General features: G+C 67.3%; 3 protein-coding genes. 1 reads left to right on the top strand and 2 read right to left on the bottom strand.

The annotated features are described in order from the left end of the window. Positions 1-116: 116 nt before the first annotated feature. Together rfaE1 and ACOOE1_RS15485 are read right to left on the bottom strand one after the other, a co-directional pair. Complete coding sequence (gene rfaE1 / locus ACOOE1_RS15490; protein ID WP_420403099.1) at positions 117-1,592, bottom strand: D-glycero-beta-D-manno-heptose-7-phosphate kinase; 1,476 nt, start codon at positions 1,590-1,592, stop codon at positions 117-119. Beyond that, positions 1,592-2,176: an SIS domain-containing protein gene (locus ACOOE1_RS15485; RefSeq protein ID WP_420403098.1), complete on the bottom strand. Its 585-nt coding sequence runs from the start codon at positions 2,174-2,176 to the stop codon at positions 1,592-1,594. Before ACOOE1_RS15485 ends, rfaE1 begins: the two co-directional genes overlap by 1 nt. Before the next feature lie 384 nt (positions 2,177-2,560). On the opposite strand from ACOOE1_RS15485, the gene ACOOE1_RS15480 reads away from it, so the two are divergent. Further along, positions 2,561-19,441 carry a calcium-binding protein gene (locus ACOOE1_RS15480; RefSeq protein WP_420403097.1) on the top strand — a complete coding sequence of 5,627 codons (16,881 nt, stop codon included), beginning with the start codon at positions 2,561-2,563 and terminating at the stop codon, positions 19,439-19,441. Positions 19,442-19,475 lie beyond the last annotated feature (34 nt).

The raw sequence follows: 19,475 nt of genomic DNA, 5'->3' as shown, positions 1-19,475 counted from the left end.
TCCGATTTTCGCCGCCGGTTCGAATGCCGGCGGGATTAAGGACTTGAATCATTCTCTCCGCAAAGGGCGCGGAAGACAACGGACGCGATGACGCAAGGAACGGCGGAACGACGGCCCTATTTTCCCGCGTTCATCCGGGCGATTGTGGCCGTCGTGCTGTGCCCGTCCTCCAGCTGTGCCAGGACGACCTTGCCGCCGCAGGACTGCACGAAGTCCGCCCCGACAACGGTTTCGACGGTGTAGTCGGCACCTTTCACCAACACATCGGGGCGGATTGTCCTGATCAGTTCAAGCGGCGTGTCCTCGCTGAAGATTGCGACCGCATCGACGGTGGCGAGCGAAGCGAGCACCGCTGCGCGGGCCGCTTCCGACTGAACCGGTCGCGTCGGCCCCTTGAGGCGCGCCACGGACGCGTCGCTGTTCAGCCCGACCACGAGCTTGTCGCAGGCCGCCTTGGCCTGGCGCATCAGGGAAACGTGTCCCGGATGCAGCAAGTCGAAACAGCCGTTGGTGAAGCCGACGCGCAGCCCCCGTTCGCGCCACTCCTTGGCCCATTTGGCGACGATGTCGGCGCCTGCGACCTTGATTTCGCCCTGCAGCAGATCGTGAGCCCGAAACGTCGCGGCAAGCTCGGAAGCATAGGCGACGGCGGTCCCCATCTTGCCGACCACGATTCCGGCCGCGGCATTCGCCAGCTCGATCCCGTGGGTCATCGGAAGGCCCCGTCCGAGCGCGGCGGCCAGCACCGCGACGACCGTGTCGCCGGCGCCGGAAACGTCAAAGACCTCGCGGGCGGCGGCCTGGAAATGCAGCGGCTCGGCGTCCGGATCGCCGCCGACATATGTCATGCCGTCCTGGCTTCTCGTGACCAGGACCGACTCGATCCCGGCGGCGTCGATGATGTGGCGCGCGGCGGAGACGATCGCTTCGACGCTGTCGACGGGCATGCCGCTCGCCTCGGAAAGCTCGCGCCGGTTCGGCGTGATCACCGTGGCCCCGCGGTAGCGGCTGTAATCGCTTCCCTTCGGGTCGACGATGACGGGGCGGCCCTTTTCCCGTGCCGCGCCGATCAGTTGCGCCAGACCGGCTTTGCTCAGCAGTCCCTTGCCATAGTCGGACAGCACAAGGGCGGAGGATAGATCCAGATCGGCGACCGCGCGCGAAATCAGGTCTTCCTCGACCCCCGCATCGACCGCATCCACATTTTCCCGGTCCGCGCGCAACAGCTGCTGCGCGCCGGCGACATAGCGCACCTTGATCGTGGTCTCGCGCCCGGGGATGGTCAGCAGGTGGCTCTCGACACCCGCTTCCTCGGCGACCAGACCGGTAAGCTCACGCCCCGCCGCGTCGCGTCCGATGACAGAGATGAAACAGGCCTCTGCCCCGAGCGCCACGAGGTTCCTCACCACGTTTCCGGCCCCGCCGAGCATCGCCGTCTCGCGCTGGATGCGGAGTACCGGAACCGGCGCCTCCGGCGAGATACGGTCGACGGTTCCATAGACGAACCGGTCGAGCATCGCGTCGCCGACGCAGAGCAGACGGACTCCGGCGAGCGAGTCGACCTTCGCCGCAAGGTCGGAATCGTGCGTCATTACCCCTCCACGAGGCCAAGCTGGATTTCGATCGCCCCGCAAAGCGCCTGGCCGATCGTGATATGCATTTCCTGAATCCGCGCGGCAGCCCGGTGCGGCACCCTGATCAACGGTTCCGCGAGCCCGACCATGTCGCCGCCGGTTTCTCCTGAAAGACCGGCCGCCACGAGGCCTTTTTCCCGAGCCATCTTCAGTCCCGCGATGATGTTGGGCGAGCGACCCGAGGTCGAAATACCTATCGCGACGTCGCCCGGCCGGCCGAGCGCCTCGATCTGCCGCGAGAACAGGTGCTCGAAGCCGAGATCGTTGCCCGCCGCCGTCAGCGCCGAGCCATCGGTGGTCAGGGCGATGGCCGCGATGGCGGCGCGGTCGGTGATGTAGCGGATCGTCAGTTCCGTCGCCAGGTGCTGCGCGTCGGACGCGCTGCCGCCATTGCCGAAAAACAGGATCTTTCCGCCGTTCCGGATCGAGTCCACGCATTTCTCGGTCAGTTCGGCGAACGGCGCCGAAAGCGTTTCCCGGACCGCGGCCGCCACTTTCAGGTGCTCATCCAGTTCGCTCTCGAAGAAGGTACTGATATTCATCTGTTTCAGGCTCCGGCCTCTATGATTATGCTCTCTTCGGCCGGATCCAACCGCGGCGCGCAAGCAGTTTTTGTGGCGCCGGTCTCCGCCTTGGAGCCGGCGCGCCGACGTTATCCCAAATGCCGCCGGGCGCATCAAGAAAACCGCGTTTTCGGATTATCGAAGAAAATTAGATCGAATTTTATTGATTTTTTCGCCGCGTCTTGTAGTGTATCTATAGTAGCTTGTGCTAAAAGCTATTTTCGTCACAGAAAGAGACGCACTCATGTATGCACAAAGCAGCGAAATAAGCGATTTCCTTCGCTATTTCTTAATTAATTCCTGCGATAATTTGCGGCTTGAGAGCGTCAACGCACAACATGTGCGATTGAAGAGTTAAATTGGATGGCCGAGCTTAACGGTACGAACGGGAACGATACCCTACTCGGGACCAGTGGCGCCGATACGATCGATGGCCGCGGCGGAGAGGATTCCATCGTCGGCGGCGGCGGTGACGATCTTCTTCTCGGCAGCGCCGGTTCCGTAGACTCCGTTAACGAACTGTCCTACGACGATACGCTCGACGGCGGCACCGGCAACGACACGATGCGCGGTGGCGGCGGCAACGATACCTACGAGTTCCGCATCGGCGACGGCCGCGACGAAATTCTCGACGAGTATCACTATTATCCCGAGAACCCGCTTGGCGGACTGCAGCCGGTGCAGCAAGGCAATGGCGGCCTCGACACGCTGAATCTCGGCCCGGGGATCACACCGGACAATCTCTGGATCACGATCAGCGACGGCAACCTCTATGTTGCGGTCCTGCAGCCGGGGGTGAACCCGTTCGACTCCGAAGACATGGTGGTGATCCGGAACTGGTCGGACAGCAACAACCGGATCGAGCAGTTCACATTTTCCGACGGGTCCGTCTGGTCGACGCAGGATATCCTGGACAACATCTCCGGGACCGACGGCGCCGACACGATCCAGTGGAGCGGCAGCGAGGGTATCTCGGTGGCCTCGGCGGACGGCGCAGATTCGGTAAGCGGGGGCGGCGGCGCGGATTCTCTCGGCGGCGGCGGCGGCGGCGACACGCTGATTGCGGGCGCCGGCGACGACAGTGTCTACGGCAACGAAGGCAACGACCGCCTGTCCGGACAGAGCGGCAACGATACCGTCGAGGGCGGGGTCGGCAATGACACGATCGACGGCGGCGACGGCGATGACAGCCTCGAGGGCGGCGAAGGCGACGACCTGATCCGCGGTTCCGGCGGCGAACAGGGCAACATCAACGAGAATGTCGGACACGACACCCTGTCCGGCGGCGCCGGCGCGGACACTTTGCGCGGCGGCGGCGGCGACGATGTCTACGAGTACGGCGTCGGCGACGGCCGCGACGAGATTCACGACGAGTATTTCCATACTCAACTGACGCCCGGCGGCGAAATCATCCTCTTCAGCCGCGACGAGTTCGCGGGCAACGACACGATCGCTTTCGAAGACGGCATCACAGCCGACGATCTTTGGCTCAATCTGGTTGGCGACGATCTGGTTGTCGGCATCCGGAATGGCGAGACGGACATATTCGATCTGGAAGACCAGATCACGGTCACCGACTGGCGCGACTCCCTGAATCGGGTCGAGACGTTCGAGTTCGGCGACGGCAGCGAGATGAATGTCGTCGAGATGCTGCAGAACATCTCCGGTAGCGCCGGCGACGATGTCCTGAGCTGGGGCGGTCCCGAGAATACCGCGATGGACGGAGCCGGCGGTAACGATTCGATGGTTGCGGCCGGCGGCAACGACTCCCTCAGCGGCGGCGAGGGGGACGACACCATCCGGCTCGGCAACGGCGACAATCTCGGGCGGGGCGATGCCGGCGCCGACACGATTGTCGGCGGCACCGGCAGGGACACGATCGACGGCGGCACAGGCGACGATTACATCGACGGCGGGGACGGCGAGGATCTGCTGATCGGCAACGACGGCAACGATACGATCCGTGGCAGCGGTGGCTCCCAGGGCACGATCAACGAGGCCGCCGCGTCCGACACTCTTTCGGGCGGCGCCGGAGATGACGAGCTTCGCGGCGGCGGCGGCAACGATACATACGTCTATCGCGCCGGCGAAGGCCGCGACCAGATTCTCGACGAGTATGTCTTTACCGGGCGCTCCCCGCTCGGCACCGTTTATTCCCCCGTCGACAGGGACGGCGGCGCGAACGACCGGCTGCAGCTTGCCGGCGACGGGATGGTCGACAACACGACCTTCTCCCTCAACGGGTCCACGCTCTATGTCGGCGTCGGCGAGAACGGCGCAGAGGATATCGCGGATTATGACGACCTGGTCCAGATCAACCGCTGGACAGAGGCCAATCGTGAAGTCGAAGGTTTTGAGTTCCTCGACGACGGGATCACCGTCACCAGCGATCAGCTCCGCGACGTTTTTGACTCGGTTAGCTCCGGCGACGATTTCATCGATGCGAGCTTCATCGGTCTCGGCGTCGATGCCGGCGCCGGCAACGATACCGTCGTCGGCAGCGCTTATTCCGACAATTTCGACGGCGGCAGCGGCGACGATCTGCTGAGCGGCGCCGGGGGCAACGATCTGCTCGACGGCGGCAGCGGCAGCGATACGCTGGCGGGCGGCACCGGCAGCGACACTTTCAGCGGCACCCCGGCCTCGCTCGACGGCGACCTGATCGCCGACTACGAGGACCAGGACGTCGTGCGTCTGGAGAACACCCAGATCGCCGAAGGCAACGTCACGTTGACGGCACAGGACGGCCAGACGACCGTCGAGATCGATACGGGCAGCGGCACGAGTTCCAGCTTCACTTTGAACGGCGAGTTCATCGGCGTCGAAGTCGCGCAGAACGGCGATCATTCCGAGCTACGCTTCAGTAGCGAGTCGCTCGACGACACGCTGATCGGCACCGAGGACGACGACACGCTCAACGGTGGCGGCGGCAGTGACTATATCGACGGCGCCGGCGGCAACGATTTCCTGATCGGCGGCGACGGCAACGACACGGTCATCGGCTCCGAAGGCGACGATACCGTGGTTGGCGGCGAGGGCAACGACGCGCTCACCGGCGCCGGCGGGAATGACAGCGTCACCGGCGACGGCGGCTCCGATACCATCATTGCCGGCGATGGCGACGACATCGTCGACGGCGGTTCGGAGAACGACACGCTTTCGGGCGGCGCCGGCGACGACACCATGACCGGCGGGGCCGGGGACGATCTGGTCGATGGCGGTGCCGGCAACGACACCCTGACCGGCGCGGATGGCGACGACACCGTGCTCGGCGGGGTGGGCGATGACACGCTTGGCGGCGGCGACGGCGACGACCTGCTCGACGGTGGCACCGGCGACGACACGCTCACCGCGGGCGCGGGCGACGACACGCTGCTTGGCGGCGAAGGAAACGATCTCGCCGAGGGCGGCGCGGGCAACGACACGCTCTCGGGCGGGGCCGGCGACGACACTATGACCGGCGGCGCCGGGAACGATCTCCTGGACGGCGGTGACGGAAACGACACCCTGACCGGCGCGGATGGCGACGACACCGTGCTCGGCGGGGCGGGCGAGGACACGCTCGGCGGCGGCGACGGCAACGACCAGCTCGACGGCGGCACCGGCAATGACACGCTCACCGCGGGCGCGGGCGACGACACCGTGCTTGGCGGCGAAGGAGACGATCTCGCCGAGGGCGGCGCGGGCAACGACACGGTCGCCGGCGGCAGCGGCAACGACACCGTGCTCGGCGATGACGGCGATGACCTGGTGGATGGCGGCGACGGGGACGATGTCGTCAGCGGCGGCGCAGGAGACGATACGCTCCAGGGCGGCGACGGCAACGATAGCCTCGATGGCGGCTCGGACGACGATCTGCTGATCGGCGGCGCCGGCGACGACACCCTGAACGGAAACGACGGCAACGACACGATTTTCGGCGATGGCGTCGAGGACACCGTGCTTGGTGACGACTGGAATGAATACCAGCCTGACGACAGTGTCTCGGGCGGCGCCGGTGACGACACGACCGCTGGCGGTGATGACACGACCGCCGGGGGCGACGACACCACGGCCGGCGGCGACGACACGACCGCGGGTGGAGACGACACGACCGCCGGCGACGACACCACGGCTGGTGGAGACGACACGACCGCTGGCGGTGATGACACGACCGCCGGAGGCGACGACACCACTGCTGGCGGCGATGACACGACCGCCGGGGGCGATGACACGACCGCGGGTGGAGACGACACCACGGCTGGTGGAGACGACACGACCGCTGGCGGTGATGACACAACCGCCGGAGGCGACGACACCACGGCTGGTGGCGATGACACGACCGCTGGCGGTGATGACACGACCGCCGGGGGCGACGACACCACGGCTGGTGGCGATGACACGACCGCTGGCGGTGATGACACGACCGCCGGGGGCGATGACACGACCGCCGGGGGCGACGACACGACCGCCGGGGGCGATGACACGACCGCCGGGGGCGATGACACGACCGCGGGTGGAGACGACACCACGGCTGGTGGAGACGACACGACCGCCGGGGGTGATGACACGACCGCCGGGGGTGATGACACAACCGCCGGAGGCGACGACACCACGGCTGGTGGAGACGACACGACCGCTGGCGGTGATGACACGACCGCCGGAGGCGAAGACACCACGGCTGGTGGAGACGACGCGACCGCTGGCGGTGATGACACGACCGCCGGGGGCGACGACACCACGGCTGGTGGAGACGATACGACCGCAGGCGGCGAAGACACGACCGCTGGCGGTGATGACACCACGGCTGGTGGAGACGATACGACCGCAGGCGGCGAAGACACGACCGCTGGCGGTGATGACACCACGGCTGGCGACGACACCACGACCGCTGGCGATGACGGTGGCTTCGATGAAGGCGATTTCACCGTCACCGGCGGCGATGGCGGCGACTCGGTTACGGGCGGTAGCGGCGACGACACGTTGAGCGGCGGCGACGACGATGACGTGATCGTCGGCGATAGCGATGACGGAGACGCCGTGGCCGCGAGCGGCGACGACGTGCTCGATGGCGGGGCCGGCAACGACGTGATCTTCGGCGGCCTCGGTAACGATTCGATCGATGGCGGCACCGGCAATGACACCGTGGTCGGCGGCGAGGGTGACGATTCCGTACGCGGCGGCGAGGGCGACGACCTGGCGCTCGGCGACGCCGGCAACGACACGCTGCTCGGCGGGGCAGGCAGCGACACGCTGGTCGGCGGCGCGGGCGATGACCGGGTCGAGGGTGGCGAAGGCCGGGATCTTCTGTTCGGCAGCGCGGGCGACGACTATGTCGACGGCGGCGCCGAGGACGACACCGTGCTCGGCGGGTCCGGGAACGACGAGGTGCGTGGCGGCGCCGGGAGCGATCTGCTCTATGGCGGCGACGGCGCCGATACCTTCGCGGGCACGGCCGACGAACTGAACGGCGAGACCATTGCCGATTACGACCAGGATGGCGGCGATGTCATCCAGATCGACGGCGCGCTCGTGGGTCCCGGCGACTTCAGCTTCGAATCTGCCGATGGCAGGACCACGGTCTCCGTCGATACCGACGGCGACGGAAACGCCAACACGACCTTCACCGTACTCGGCGATTACAACACCGTCACCACCACTGAAGAGAACGGCAACACAAAGCTGTTCTTCGGCAACGACACGGTCTCCGGCGGTGACGGCAACGACACGGTCTCCGGTGGCGACGGCAACGACACGGTCTCCGGCGGTGACGGCAACGACACTATCTCCGGCGGCGACGGCAACGACACGGTTTCCGGCGGCGACGGCAACGACACGGTTTCCGGCGGCGACGGCAACGACACGGTCTCCGGCGGCGACGGCAACGACACGGTCGGCGGCGCGACTCCCTATGACGACAGCCTGTCCGGAACCGACGGCGACGACGCCATTACCGGCCTTGCCGGCGACGACACGATCGATGGCGGCGACGGCAACGATCTCGTCGACGGCATGGAAGGCGACGATACCGTTACCGGCGGCGCGGGCGACGATACCGTGCTCGGCGGCGAAGGCGAGGACACGCTCGGCGGCGGTCTCGGCAATGACAGCCTCGACGGAGGAACCGGGAACGACACCCTGACGGCCGGCGAAGGCGACGACACGCTCGACGGCGGTGCCGGGAACGACTGGCTCGAGGGCGGCGCGGGCAATGACAGCCTGGTCGGCGGCGCCGGCGACGATACGCCCGAGGTTGAAACCGTCCGCATCGACTCCTCCAATTTCGGCAGCACGGACAGCGGCTTCCGCATCACGGCGACCAATGCTCTCGGGGACGGCTCCCGCTCCGAGCCGAGTGTGGACAATGTTTCGGTCAGTTCCGGCGGACTTGGCGTCGAGGGCGCGACCGGCGGTCCGTCCGGCCAACTCGGCTACGATGCCGGCCTCGGCTTCTCCGAGGAACTGATCGTCGAGTTCGACGATACGAGCACCGGCGCCACGGTCGAGATCGGGCGCCTGTTCGCCAATGAAGGCAACGGCGGAGAGCAGGGCCACTGGACCGCCTACCGTGACGGGCAAGCCGTCGGCGAGGCTGATTTCCAGGCCGGCAGCGGCGACACGGTTACACTTTCAATCGATGTCGACGGCGGCTTCGACAAGCTGGTCTTCACTGCCACCGACTATGCTGACGGCGCCAATGGCTCCGGCGATAGCAGCGATTATGTCGTCAGAAGCATCGAATTCACCACCGAGGGCACAGCCTCGGGCAGCGACGACACGTTGCTCGGTGGCGACGGCGACGACACGATCGAGGCCGGCGCCGGCGACGACAGCGTCGAGGGCGGTGCGGGCGACGACCAGGTCCAGGGCGGCGATGGCGACGACACGATCAACGGCGGCGCCGGAAGCGACACGCTGAGCGGCGGCGAGGGCCAGAACGTCATCGACGGCGGCGAAGGCGACGATTACATCGCCGACCGGAGTGGCGACGGCACCCTCTCCGGCGGTGACGGGAATGACTCGCTCTTCAGCGCCGACGGCGAGGATCTTCTCGACGGCGGGGCCGGCGACGACTTCATGGTCGGCGGCGACCACAATGACACGCTGATCGGCGGCGAGGGCAACGACACCCTCTTCGAGAACCACTATGACGACGACGACCTGCTCCAGGCCGGCGCCGGCGATGACCGGCTCGATGGCGGCGGCGGCAACGACACGATGGAAGGCGGCACCGGTGCCGACACCTTCGCCGGCCAGATCTGGGAGCTGAACGGCGACACTATTGCCGACTATAACGAAGAGCAGGGCGACAAGGTCCTTGTCTATTCGGACGGCGGCTCCGAGCCGGCGCCGTTCGATGTCAGCGACGTCACTCTGACCGTCGAGAACGGTACGACGACCGTGCATATCGACGGCAACGGCGACAATGATGCGACCTTTACAATGGTCGGCGAGTTCAACTCCGTCTCCTCCGAGATGGACGGCAACAACACCTATCTCACCTTCTCCTCTGCCGTCACGGCGACGCCGGGCGACGACAGTCTGGTCGGGACCGATGGTGACGACACGATCACCGGCCTCGGGGGCGACGACACGATCGACGGCGGCGACGGCAACGACCTCGTCGACGGCATGGACGGCGACGACACGGTCACCGGCGGTGCGGGCGACGACACCGTGCTCGGCGGCGCGGGCGAGGACACGCTCGGCGGCGGCCTCGGCGACGACAGCCTCGACGGCGGGGCGGGCAACGATACGCTGACGGCGGGCGCCGGCGACGACACGCTGGTTGGCGGCGGCGGCAATGACCTGCTCGACGGCGGCGCGGACAACGACGAGCTCGATGGCGGCGATGGCAGCGACACGCTCCAGGGCGCAGGCGGAAACGACGTCATTGGCGGCGCAGCCGGTCACGACAGCCTGGATGGCGGTGCCGGCGACGATTTGATCGATGGTGGTGCGGACGACGATGTCCTCGATGGCGAAGCTGGTGACGACACCCTTCAGGGTGGGACTGGCAATGACGTTCTCGAAGGCGGCGCGGGTGGCGATGAGCTGACCGGCGGAGACGGTGCGGACAGCTTCGTCGGCAACGTCGCGGATCTCGATGGCGACGTGATCACGGATTACGACGCCGACGGGGGCGATCTCGTCATCGCCAACGCCGCGTTCGACGACGACGCGGTGACGCTTGACTACGCCGACGGCCAGACCACGGTCACCGTCGATACCGGCAACGAGCAGGCGACCTTCACGCTGGCCGGCGAGTTCCACTCCGTCACCACGACGACGGAAGACGGCGCAACCTCGATCAGCTTCTCGCCGGACGTCACGGCGACGCCGGGCGACGACAGCCTTGTCGGGACCGACGGCGACGACACAATTTCCGGCCTCGAAGGCGATGACACGATAGATGGCGGAGACGGCAACGATCTCGTCGACGGCATGGACGGAAACGACACCATCACCGGCGGTGCCGGCGACGACACCGTGCTCGGCGGCGCAGGCGAGGACACGCTCGGCGGCGGGCTCGGCGACGACAGCCTCGACGGCGGCACCGGCGACGACATCCTGACCGCGGGCGCCGGCGACGACACGCTTTCCGGCGGCGCGGATAACGATCTTCTCATCGGCGGAGAGGGCAATGACATCCTCGACGGCGGAACCGGCGACGACACGCTGCAAGGCGGCAACGGAATCGACATCGTCGATGGCGGTGACGGCGCAGATAACGTCGAGGCCGGAGACGGTTCCGACATCGTGCGCGCCGGAAATGGCGACGACACCGTCGAGGCCGGTGCCGGCCGCGACAGCGTCGAAGGTGGCGACGGTAACGATCTGATTGACGGTGGCGAGGACCAGGACACCGTGCTGGCCGGCGCGGGCGACGATACCGTGCTCGGCGGCGCGGGCGAGGATGTCCTCTCTGCCGGAGAAGGCAGTGACCTCGTCTACGGCGACGCCGGGGACGACACGATCTATGGCGGCGACGGCGACGACACGCTCAGCGGCGGTGCGAGTGAGGACCTTATCCTTGGCGGCAACGGCAACGATCTGATCGACGGCGGTAGCGAAGATGACACTCTGAACGGCAACCTCGGCGACAACACCGTGCTCGGTGGCGCCGGCAACGACTTTGTCTTCGGCGCGAGCGGCAACGACAGCCTGGACGGCGGCATCGGTAACGACACGGTCGTATCGGGATCCGGCAACGATACCCTGGACGGCGGCGACGGCGACGATGTTCTCGACGGTGGCGAGGGTGAAGATCAGCTCACGGGCGGCGCCGGCGACGACACGCTAGAGGGTGGCGAGGGCAACGACATCCTCGAAGCCGGGAGCGGCGACGATTCCCTCAGCGGCGAAGCGGGTGACGACACGCTGGACGGAGGCGCCGGAAACGACCGTCTGTTCGGCAACGACGGCCACGACAGTCTTAACGGCGCCGGTGGCGACGACACTCTCATCGGCGGTTCCGGCAACGATGTCATTGAAGGCAGTGACGGCGCGGACATTCTGGCGGGCGGCGACGGTGCGGACAGCTTTGTCGGCGATGTCACGGACCTCGATGGCGACCTGATCTCCGATTACGACGCCGACGAGGGCGATCTGGTGATCGCCAACGCCGCGTTCGGCGACGACGCGGTGTCCCTCTCCTACGCCAACGGCCAGACCACGGTCACGATCGACACGGGCGGCGAGCAGGCGACCTTCACGGTCAACGGCGAATACCATTCCGTCATCACAAGCACGGAAGACGGCGCGACCTCGATCAGCTTCTCGCCGGACGTCACGGCGACGCCGGGCGACGACAGCCTGGTCGGAACCGGCGGCGACGACACAATCACCGGTCTTGCCGGAAACGACACCATCGATGGCGGCGACGGCAACGATCTGCTCGACGGCATGGACGGCGACGACACGGTCACCGGCGGCAACGGCGACGATACCGTGCTTGGCGGCGCGGGCAACGATACGCTCGGCGGCGGGCTCGGCGACGACAGCCTCGACGGCGGCACCGGCGACGACATCCTGACCGCGGGCCAGGGCAACGATACGCTCGAGGGCGGCGACGGCAACGACCTGGTCGACGGCGGGCTCGGCGACGATACCGTCACCGGCGGCGCGGGCGACGACACCGTGCTCGGCGGCGACGGCAACGACACCCTCGGCGGCGGCGCGGGCGACGACAGCCTCGACGGCCATACCGGCAACGACGTCATGACCGCGGGCGCGGGCGAGGACACGCTCTCCGGCGGCGACGGCAATGACGTCCTCGAGGGCGGCGCGGGCAATGACAGCCTCGACGGCCATACCGGCCATGACGACATGGATGGCGGCGACGGCGACGACACGCTGGTCGCGGGCGACGGCAACGACACCGTCGACGGTGGCGCGGGCAATGACAGCCTCGACGGCCATACCGGTCATGACGACATGGATGGCGGCGACGGCGACGACACGCTGGTCGCGGGCGATGGCGACGACACCCTCGACGGCGGCGCGGGCGACGACAGCCTCGACGGCGGTACCGGCAATGACGCGCTTGCGGGTGGCGATGGCGGGGACAACCTGGTTGGCGGCAACGGCGCCGACAGCCTCGACGGCGGCGCGGGCAGCGACACGCTCGAGGGCGGCGAAGGCACGGACACGCTGATCGGCGGCTCGGACGCGGACGAACTCTCCGGCGGCATCGGCGACGACGTGCTCTCGGGCGGCGATGACAACGATGTGTTCGAAGGCGGTGCGGGCTCGGATACGCTCGCCGGCGGCGGCGGTGCGGACAGCTTCGTCGGCAGCCTGACGGACCTCAATGGCGATAGCATCAGCGACTACGATCCGGAAGAGGGCGACCTGGTCATCGCCAATACCGCGTTTGACGAGGACGCGGTCTCGCTCACCTACGAAAACGGCGAAACCACAGTCCGCATCGACGCCAACAACGACGGCAGCACGGACGCCACCTTCACCCTCAGCGGCGAATTCCATTCGGTCACCGCGACGACGGATGGCGGCAGCACCTCCCTCTCCTTCTCACCGGACGTCACGGCCTCCGAAGGCGATGACAGCCTGACCGGCACGGGCGGTGACGACACGCTCACCGGCCTCGGCGGCGACGACACGATCGACGGTGGCGAGGGCAACGACCTGGTCGATGGCGGCGACGGCGACGACACGGTCACCGGCGGCGCGGGCGACGATACCGTGCTCGGCGGCGCGGGCGAGGACACGCTCGGCGGCGGCACCGGCGACGACAGTCTCGACGGCGGCGCCGGAAACGACACGCTGACCGCGGGCGCAGGCGAGGATTCCCTCGACGGCGGCGACGGCAACGATGTGCTCGAAGGCGGCGACGGAAACGACGCCCTCACCGGCAATGACGGCAACGACGCGCTCTCCGGCGATGCAGGCGACGATCGTCTCGACGGCGGCGCGGGCAATGACACGCTGGTCGGCGGCGCGGGCTCCGATACGCTCGCCGGCGGCGACGGCCGCGACAATCTGAACGGCGGCGAGGGCGGCGACCTCTACCAGTGGAACAACGACTCGGGCAGCGGCATCCGGCATTACCAGACCGGCGACCCGGAAAACCCGACCCTGCTCGGCGACGCGGAGAACTTCACGCCGCAAGACCCGGGCCATGCGCGCTACGACAACTACCATGATGATGGCGCGAGCGGCGTGGACACGCTGACCGGCACCGACGAGAACGACAATATCGCGCTCGATTTCGCCGGTGAGCGGCTGGCCGGCATCGAGGTGATCGACGGCGGCGACGGCGACGACGTACTCGACCTCGCCAGCAACCGCTACGACTACCAGGACGCGACGCTGATCGGCGGCGAGGGCAACGACGTGCTCTGGGGCAACCAGGGCGAGGACTATCTCGACGGCGGCGCCGACAATGACTGGCTCGCCGGCAATTCCGGCAACGACAGGCTCGATGCCGGAGACGGCGACGACCGGCTCGACGGCAACAGCGGCGACGACAGCCTCGAAGGCGGCGCCGGTGCGGACACGCTGAACGGCGGCACCGGCACGGACACGCTGGTCGGCGGCGAAGGCCAGGACCTCTTCCGCGGCACCGCGGCGGAACTCGACGGCGATACGCTGGAGGATTACCAGGGCGGCGAAGTGGTCCGTGTGACCGATGCCGACCTGGATGCCGACGACATCACCCTCACCGTCGCCAACGGCAGGACGACCGTCGAGATCGACGGCGGCGGCGCGGATGCGAGCTTCACCATCGACGGCGAATACCGGGGCGTGATCGCAACCGGAAACGGCGGCAATACCGATCTCGTCTTCACCGAGGAAGTGCAGGGCCGGGTCATCATCGGCACGCCTCATTCCGACGACATCACCGGAACCGAAGGCGACGACACCGTCTCGGCGCTGCAGAATGACGACACGATCCATGGCGGCGAAGGCGACGACATCGTCTACGGCAACCAGGGCAGCGACAGGATCTACGGCGAGGACGGCGACGATACGCTCTCCGGCGAGGAAGGTTACGACCGTCTGTCCGGCGGCGATGGCAACGACCTACTTGATGGCGGGACCGGCGCCGACGTGCTCGATGGCGGCGCAGGCGACGATACGCTCAGCGGCGACACCGGCAGCGACGTACTCGACGGCGGCGACGGCAACGACCGGATCGACGGCGGCCACGGGAACGACCAGATCTCCGGCGGAGACGGCGAAGACACGATCGACGGCGGCCAGAACCACGACCGGATCCTCGGCGGTGACGGCAACGATGCGATCGACGGCGGCGACGGCCACGACCAGGTCGGCGGCGGCGACGGTGACGATACGATCGATGGCGGCGACGGCCACGATGCGCTCAGCGGCGACGCCGGCAGCGACGTACTCGACGGCGGCGACGGCAACGACACGGTCGTCGGCGGAGATGGCAGCGACGCGGTTGCGGGCGGCAGCGGGAAAGACCGGCTGTTCGGCGGCGACGGCGACGACACGATCGATGGCGGCGACGACCGGGATACCCTTTCCGGCGGCGCGGGCAACGATGTGATCGACGGCGGCGACGGAAAAGACAAGGTCTTTGCCGATGATGGCGACGACACCGTTGTGGGTGGCGACGGCAACGATTACGTGATCGCCGGCAAAGGCGACGACAATGTCGACGGCGGCGGAGGTGACGACTATATCCGCGGCAATGACGGCGATGATGCGCTCTCCGGCGGCGACGGCGACGACAGTATCTCAGGCGACGACGGCGACGACACGATCGAGGGTGGCGACGGCAACGACACCCTGACGGGCGGCGACGGCAACGACCTCGTCTCCGGCGGCGACGGCCGTGACAGCCTTGGCGGCGGACGCGGCGACGATACGCTCGACGGCGGTGCGGGCAGCGATATCCTGACCGCGGGAAGCGGTGACGACCTCCTGCGGGGCGGCGAGGGCAATGACTGGATCGAAGGGGAGTCCGGCAGCGACACGCTCGAGGGCGGCGCCGGTGCCGATACCTTCTTCGGCAGCCTGTCGGAACTCGACGGCGATACCCTCACCGACTACAGCGCCGAAGACGGCGACCTTGTCATCGCGCGCGCACGGTTCGACGAGGACGACGTCACCCTTGCGGTCGAGAACGGCAATACCCGGGTCACGATCGATACCGGTCATCATCACGGCTCCGAGGTCAGCTTCATGCTGACCGGCGTCTTCACCGCGGTCGAGGCGAGCCAGCATCACGGCAAGACCACACTGAGCTTCACCGCGGCGGAGCCCGCCGAACTCTCCGCCACCGAGGGCGACGACAGCCTCAGCGGTAGCATGCTCGACGACACCATCGACGGGCTCGGCGGCAACGATACGATCGACGGCGGCGACGGCAACGACCTGCTGTCCGGCGGCGCGGGCGACGACACGGTCACCGGGGCGGCGGGCGACGATACCGTGCTCGGCAACGCGGGCGCCGACACGCTCGGCGGCGGCACCGGAAACGATCTGCTCGACGGAGGAAGCGGGAACGATACGCTGACCGCGGGAGCGGGCGAGGACACCCTCAGCGGCGGCCTCGGCAGCGATCGTCTCGAGGGAGGCGAGGGCAGCGACTCTCTCTATGGCGACGGCGCGACCGCGCCTGCGGGCGAGCCCGAGACCATCCGCATCGACAGTTCCAACTTCGGCGAGACCGGTAGCGGCTTCACTGTCACCGCGACACGGGCACTGGAGAACGGCAGCCAGAGCGAGGCCAGTGTCGACAACATCGTCATCGAGCGCGACGCGCTCGGCGTCGAGGGCACGATGACTCCGGGCGGCATCCCTGACCAGCTCGGCTTCGACCCGGCGCTCGGATTCTCCGAGGAACTGATTGTCGATTTCGACGCCATCGCGAACGGCGCATCGGTCGAGATCCTCAGGCTGTTCTCCACCGAAGGGAATGGCGGCGAGCAGGGCCACTGGGCCGCCTACCGCGACGGCGAACTGGTTGGCGAAGCCGACTTCACTGCCGCGAGCGGCCACGAGACCACCGTCTCGATCAACATCGATGGCGGCTTCGACAGGCTGGTCTTCTCCGCGACCGACTATGCCGGCGGCGACGACGGCAACGCGCATGACAGCAGCGATTACCTGATCAGGAGCATCCAGGTCACCACCGACCCGAGCGCTTCGGCCACGGCCGACGACACCCTGATCGGCGGCGAAGGCGACGATTACGCTGCCGGCCAGCAGGGCAACGATGTGCTCGACGGCGGCGCAGGCAACGACCTTCTCGAGGGCGGCGACGGGGAGGACACCCTGATCGGCGGCGATGCGGATACGACCGAGGAGCTCGGTCCGGAGCTGATCGTCAACGGCGATTTCGAGGACCTCCCGGGCGCCCTGCAACATGGCAACTGGGGCACTTTCACCGCGGTCGACGGCTGGACCGCCGAGGACCTGACCCCGGGCGAAGGCGGCGTGGCGCCGATCGAGATCCAGCGCGGTGTGGTCGGCGGCGCGCCGCAGCAGCCGGAAGACTGGGCCAGCGACAATCATGTCGCCGAACTGGACAGTCATCCGGAAAACAGCGGTACCCACGGTGACACCAATGTCCTGATGGCGCAGACCGTCCAGGTTGCCGACGACGGCGAGTTCCGCTTCAGCTTCGATTTCGCGGCACGGCAGCGCGGCAACCAGATTTCGGAAACCAGCGAGCTGACGGTCTGGGTCGACGGGCAGAAGGTGCTGGAGATCGACGACGCGGCCAAGGAATGGACGCATCAGACGCTGACCGTCAGCCTGACCGCGGGCGCGCATGTCATCGCTTTCAGCGGCGGCGATGCCGACGGCACCTCCGACCAGTACGGCGCGCTGATCGACAATGTCTCGCTGCGCCGGATCATGGATCCGGAGCCGAACGACACGCTCGTCGGCGGCGACGGCGACGACCTGTTGTCCGGCGGCACCGGCGCGGACGTCCTCGAAGGCGGCAGCGGCAGCGACATCTTCCGCGGCACGGCCGCCGAACTCGAAGGCGACCGAATCGAGGATTATTCGGACGGCGACTCGGTCGTCCTGACCGGGATCGAACTGGGCGACGGCGATGTCAGCCTGATGGCGGACGGCGCGAACACGCGCGTCTGGCTCGACACCGACAAAGACGGTGTGCCGGACACCTCCTTCCTGCTCGCCGGCAGCTTCGAGAGCGTCACGGTCTCCGGCAGCGGCGACACCACCCTCACCTTCTCCGCCGAAGCGGTCGAGGAGGAGCCGGAGGACGAGGCGATCACCGGTACCGCGGGCGACGACGTCCTGACGGCGACGGAAGGGGACGACGTGCTCGACGGCCTCGCCGGCAACGACACGATCGACGGGCTCGGCGGCGGCGACGTGATCTATGGCGGCGACGGCGACGACCGCATCAGCGGCGGCGATGGCGCGGACAGCCTCCATGGCGGCGACGGCAGCGACAGCCTCTATGCCGATGGCGACGACGCCGTGATCGACGGCGGCGCCGGCTTCGACCGGGCCTTCATCAATATCCGCGAGGCTCGCAGCGGCGCCGACTTCCAGAATGTCGAGCAGATCGAGCTGACCGCGAATGCCGGCTGGGAATCGGGCCACAAGCTGCTCGCCGCGACCGATCTCGACGGCGACGGCGACGACGACATGCTCTGGCACAATGCCGATACCGGCCGTGTCATGGCCTGGGAGATGGAAGGCTCGGTCAGCGTCGAGCGCAGCTTCCTCGGCAATCTGGACGAGAACTGGACGGTCGAGGCGGTCGAGGACTTCAACGGCGACGGGACCGACGACCTGCTGATCCGCAACAGCGCCAACGACGCTGTCTCGGTCTGGGAGATGGACGGTATCTCGCAGCCGGCCAAGGGCTTCTCGGGCTTCCTCGGCAATGACTGGGAAGTCCTCAGCACCGGCGATTTCGACGGCAACGGCAAGATGGATTTCATCGCCCGCAACACCGCCAACGACGCCGCCTCGGTCTGGCGCATGGACGGCGCGACACCGGTCGAGAAGAGCTTCGCCGGTACGATCGGCGCCGACGAGACGCTGGAAGCCGTGGCCGACTTCAACGGCGACGGCAAGGACGACCTGCTGCTACGCAACGGGTCCGACAATTCCGTCTCGGTCTGGGAGATGAACGGCGGCATGGCGTCCGCGAAGAATTTCGCCGGCGCTCTCGGTGCCGACTGGAAGGTTGAGCATGTCTCCGACATGAACGGCGACGGCACCGACGATCTGTTCCTGCGCAACGGTACGGACGGCAGCGTCTCGGTCTGGGAAATGAATGGCGGCGTCGCCTCCAACAAGGGTTTCGTCGGCTCGCTGTCCTCCGACTGGTCGATCGAGGGCTTCGCCGACTTCAACGGCGACGGCAAGGACGACATGCTGGCGCGCAACGGGTCCAGCAACGCCGTGACGGTCTGGGAGATGGACGGCGCCACCCTTCTGAATGCCGGATATGCGGGCGACCTGTCCGCCGACTGGACGGTGCGCGGCCTCGCCGACTTCAACGGTGACGGCAAGGCCGACATCCTGGCCGAGAACTCCTCGAGCGGCGCGGTCTCGGTCTGGGAGATGGACGGGTCCGAGGCCATCTCGAAGAATTATGTGAAGAGCCTCGGAGCGGGTGAGTCGATCACCGCCATCACCGACGTCAACGGCGACGGCCAGGCGGACATTCAGGTGACCTCGACGGCGACGAACGGCGTTGCCTTCTGGGAGATGGATGACGGCGAACTCAAGCGCGGCGTCTATGGCGGCCACTACTACGTCGACACACAGTTCCTCTGATTGTCGGAACAGGCGGGATTCTGCGATCCCGCCC

Origin of the sequence: Nisaea sp. (genome assembly GCF_965216895.1) — a bacterium.
Lineage (GTDB): Bacteria > Pseudomonadota > Alphaproteobacteria > Thalassobaculales > Thalassobaculaceae > Nisaea.
The sequence above is the reverse complement of the archived record's forward strand: the minus strand, read 5'-3'. Positions and strand labels throughout refer to the sequence as shown.

Bases quoted from the DNA above. Each gene is read 5' to 3' on its own strand.
- rfaE1 (WP_420403099.1), bottom strand. From the start codon at position 1,592: ATGACGCACGATTCCGACCTTGCGGCGAAGGTCGACTCGCTCGCCGGA.
- ACOOE1_RS15485 (WP_420403098.1), bottom strand. From the start codon at position 2,176: ATGAATATCAGTACCTTCTTCGAGAGCGAACTGGATGAGCACCTGAAA.
- ACOOE1_RS15480 (WP_420403097.1), top strand. From the start codon at position 2,561: ATGGCCGAGCTTAACGGTACGAACGGGAACGATACCCTACTCGGGACC.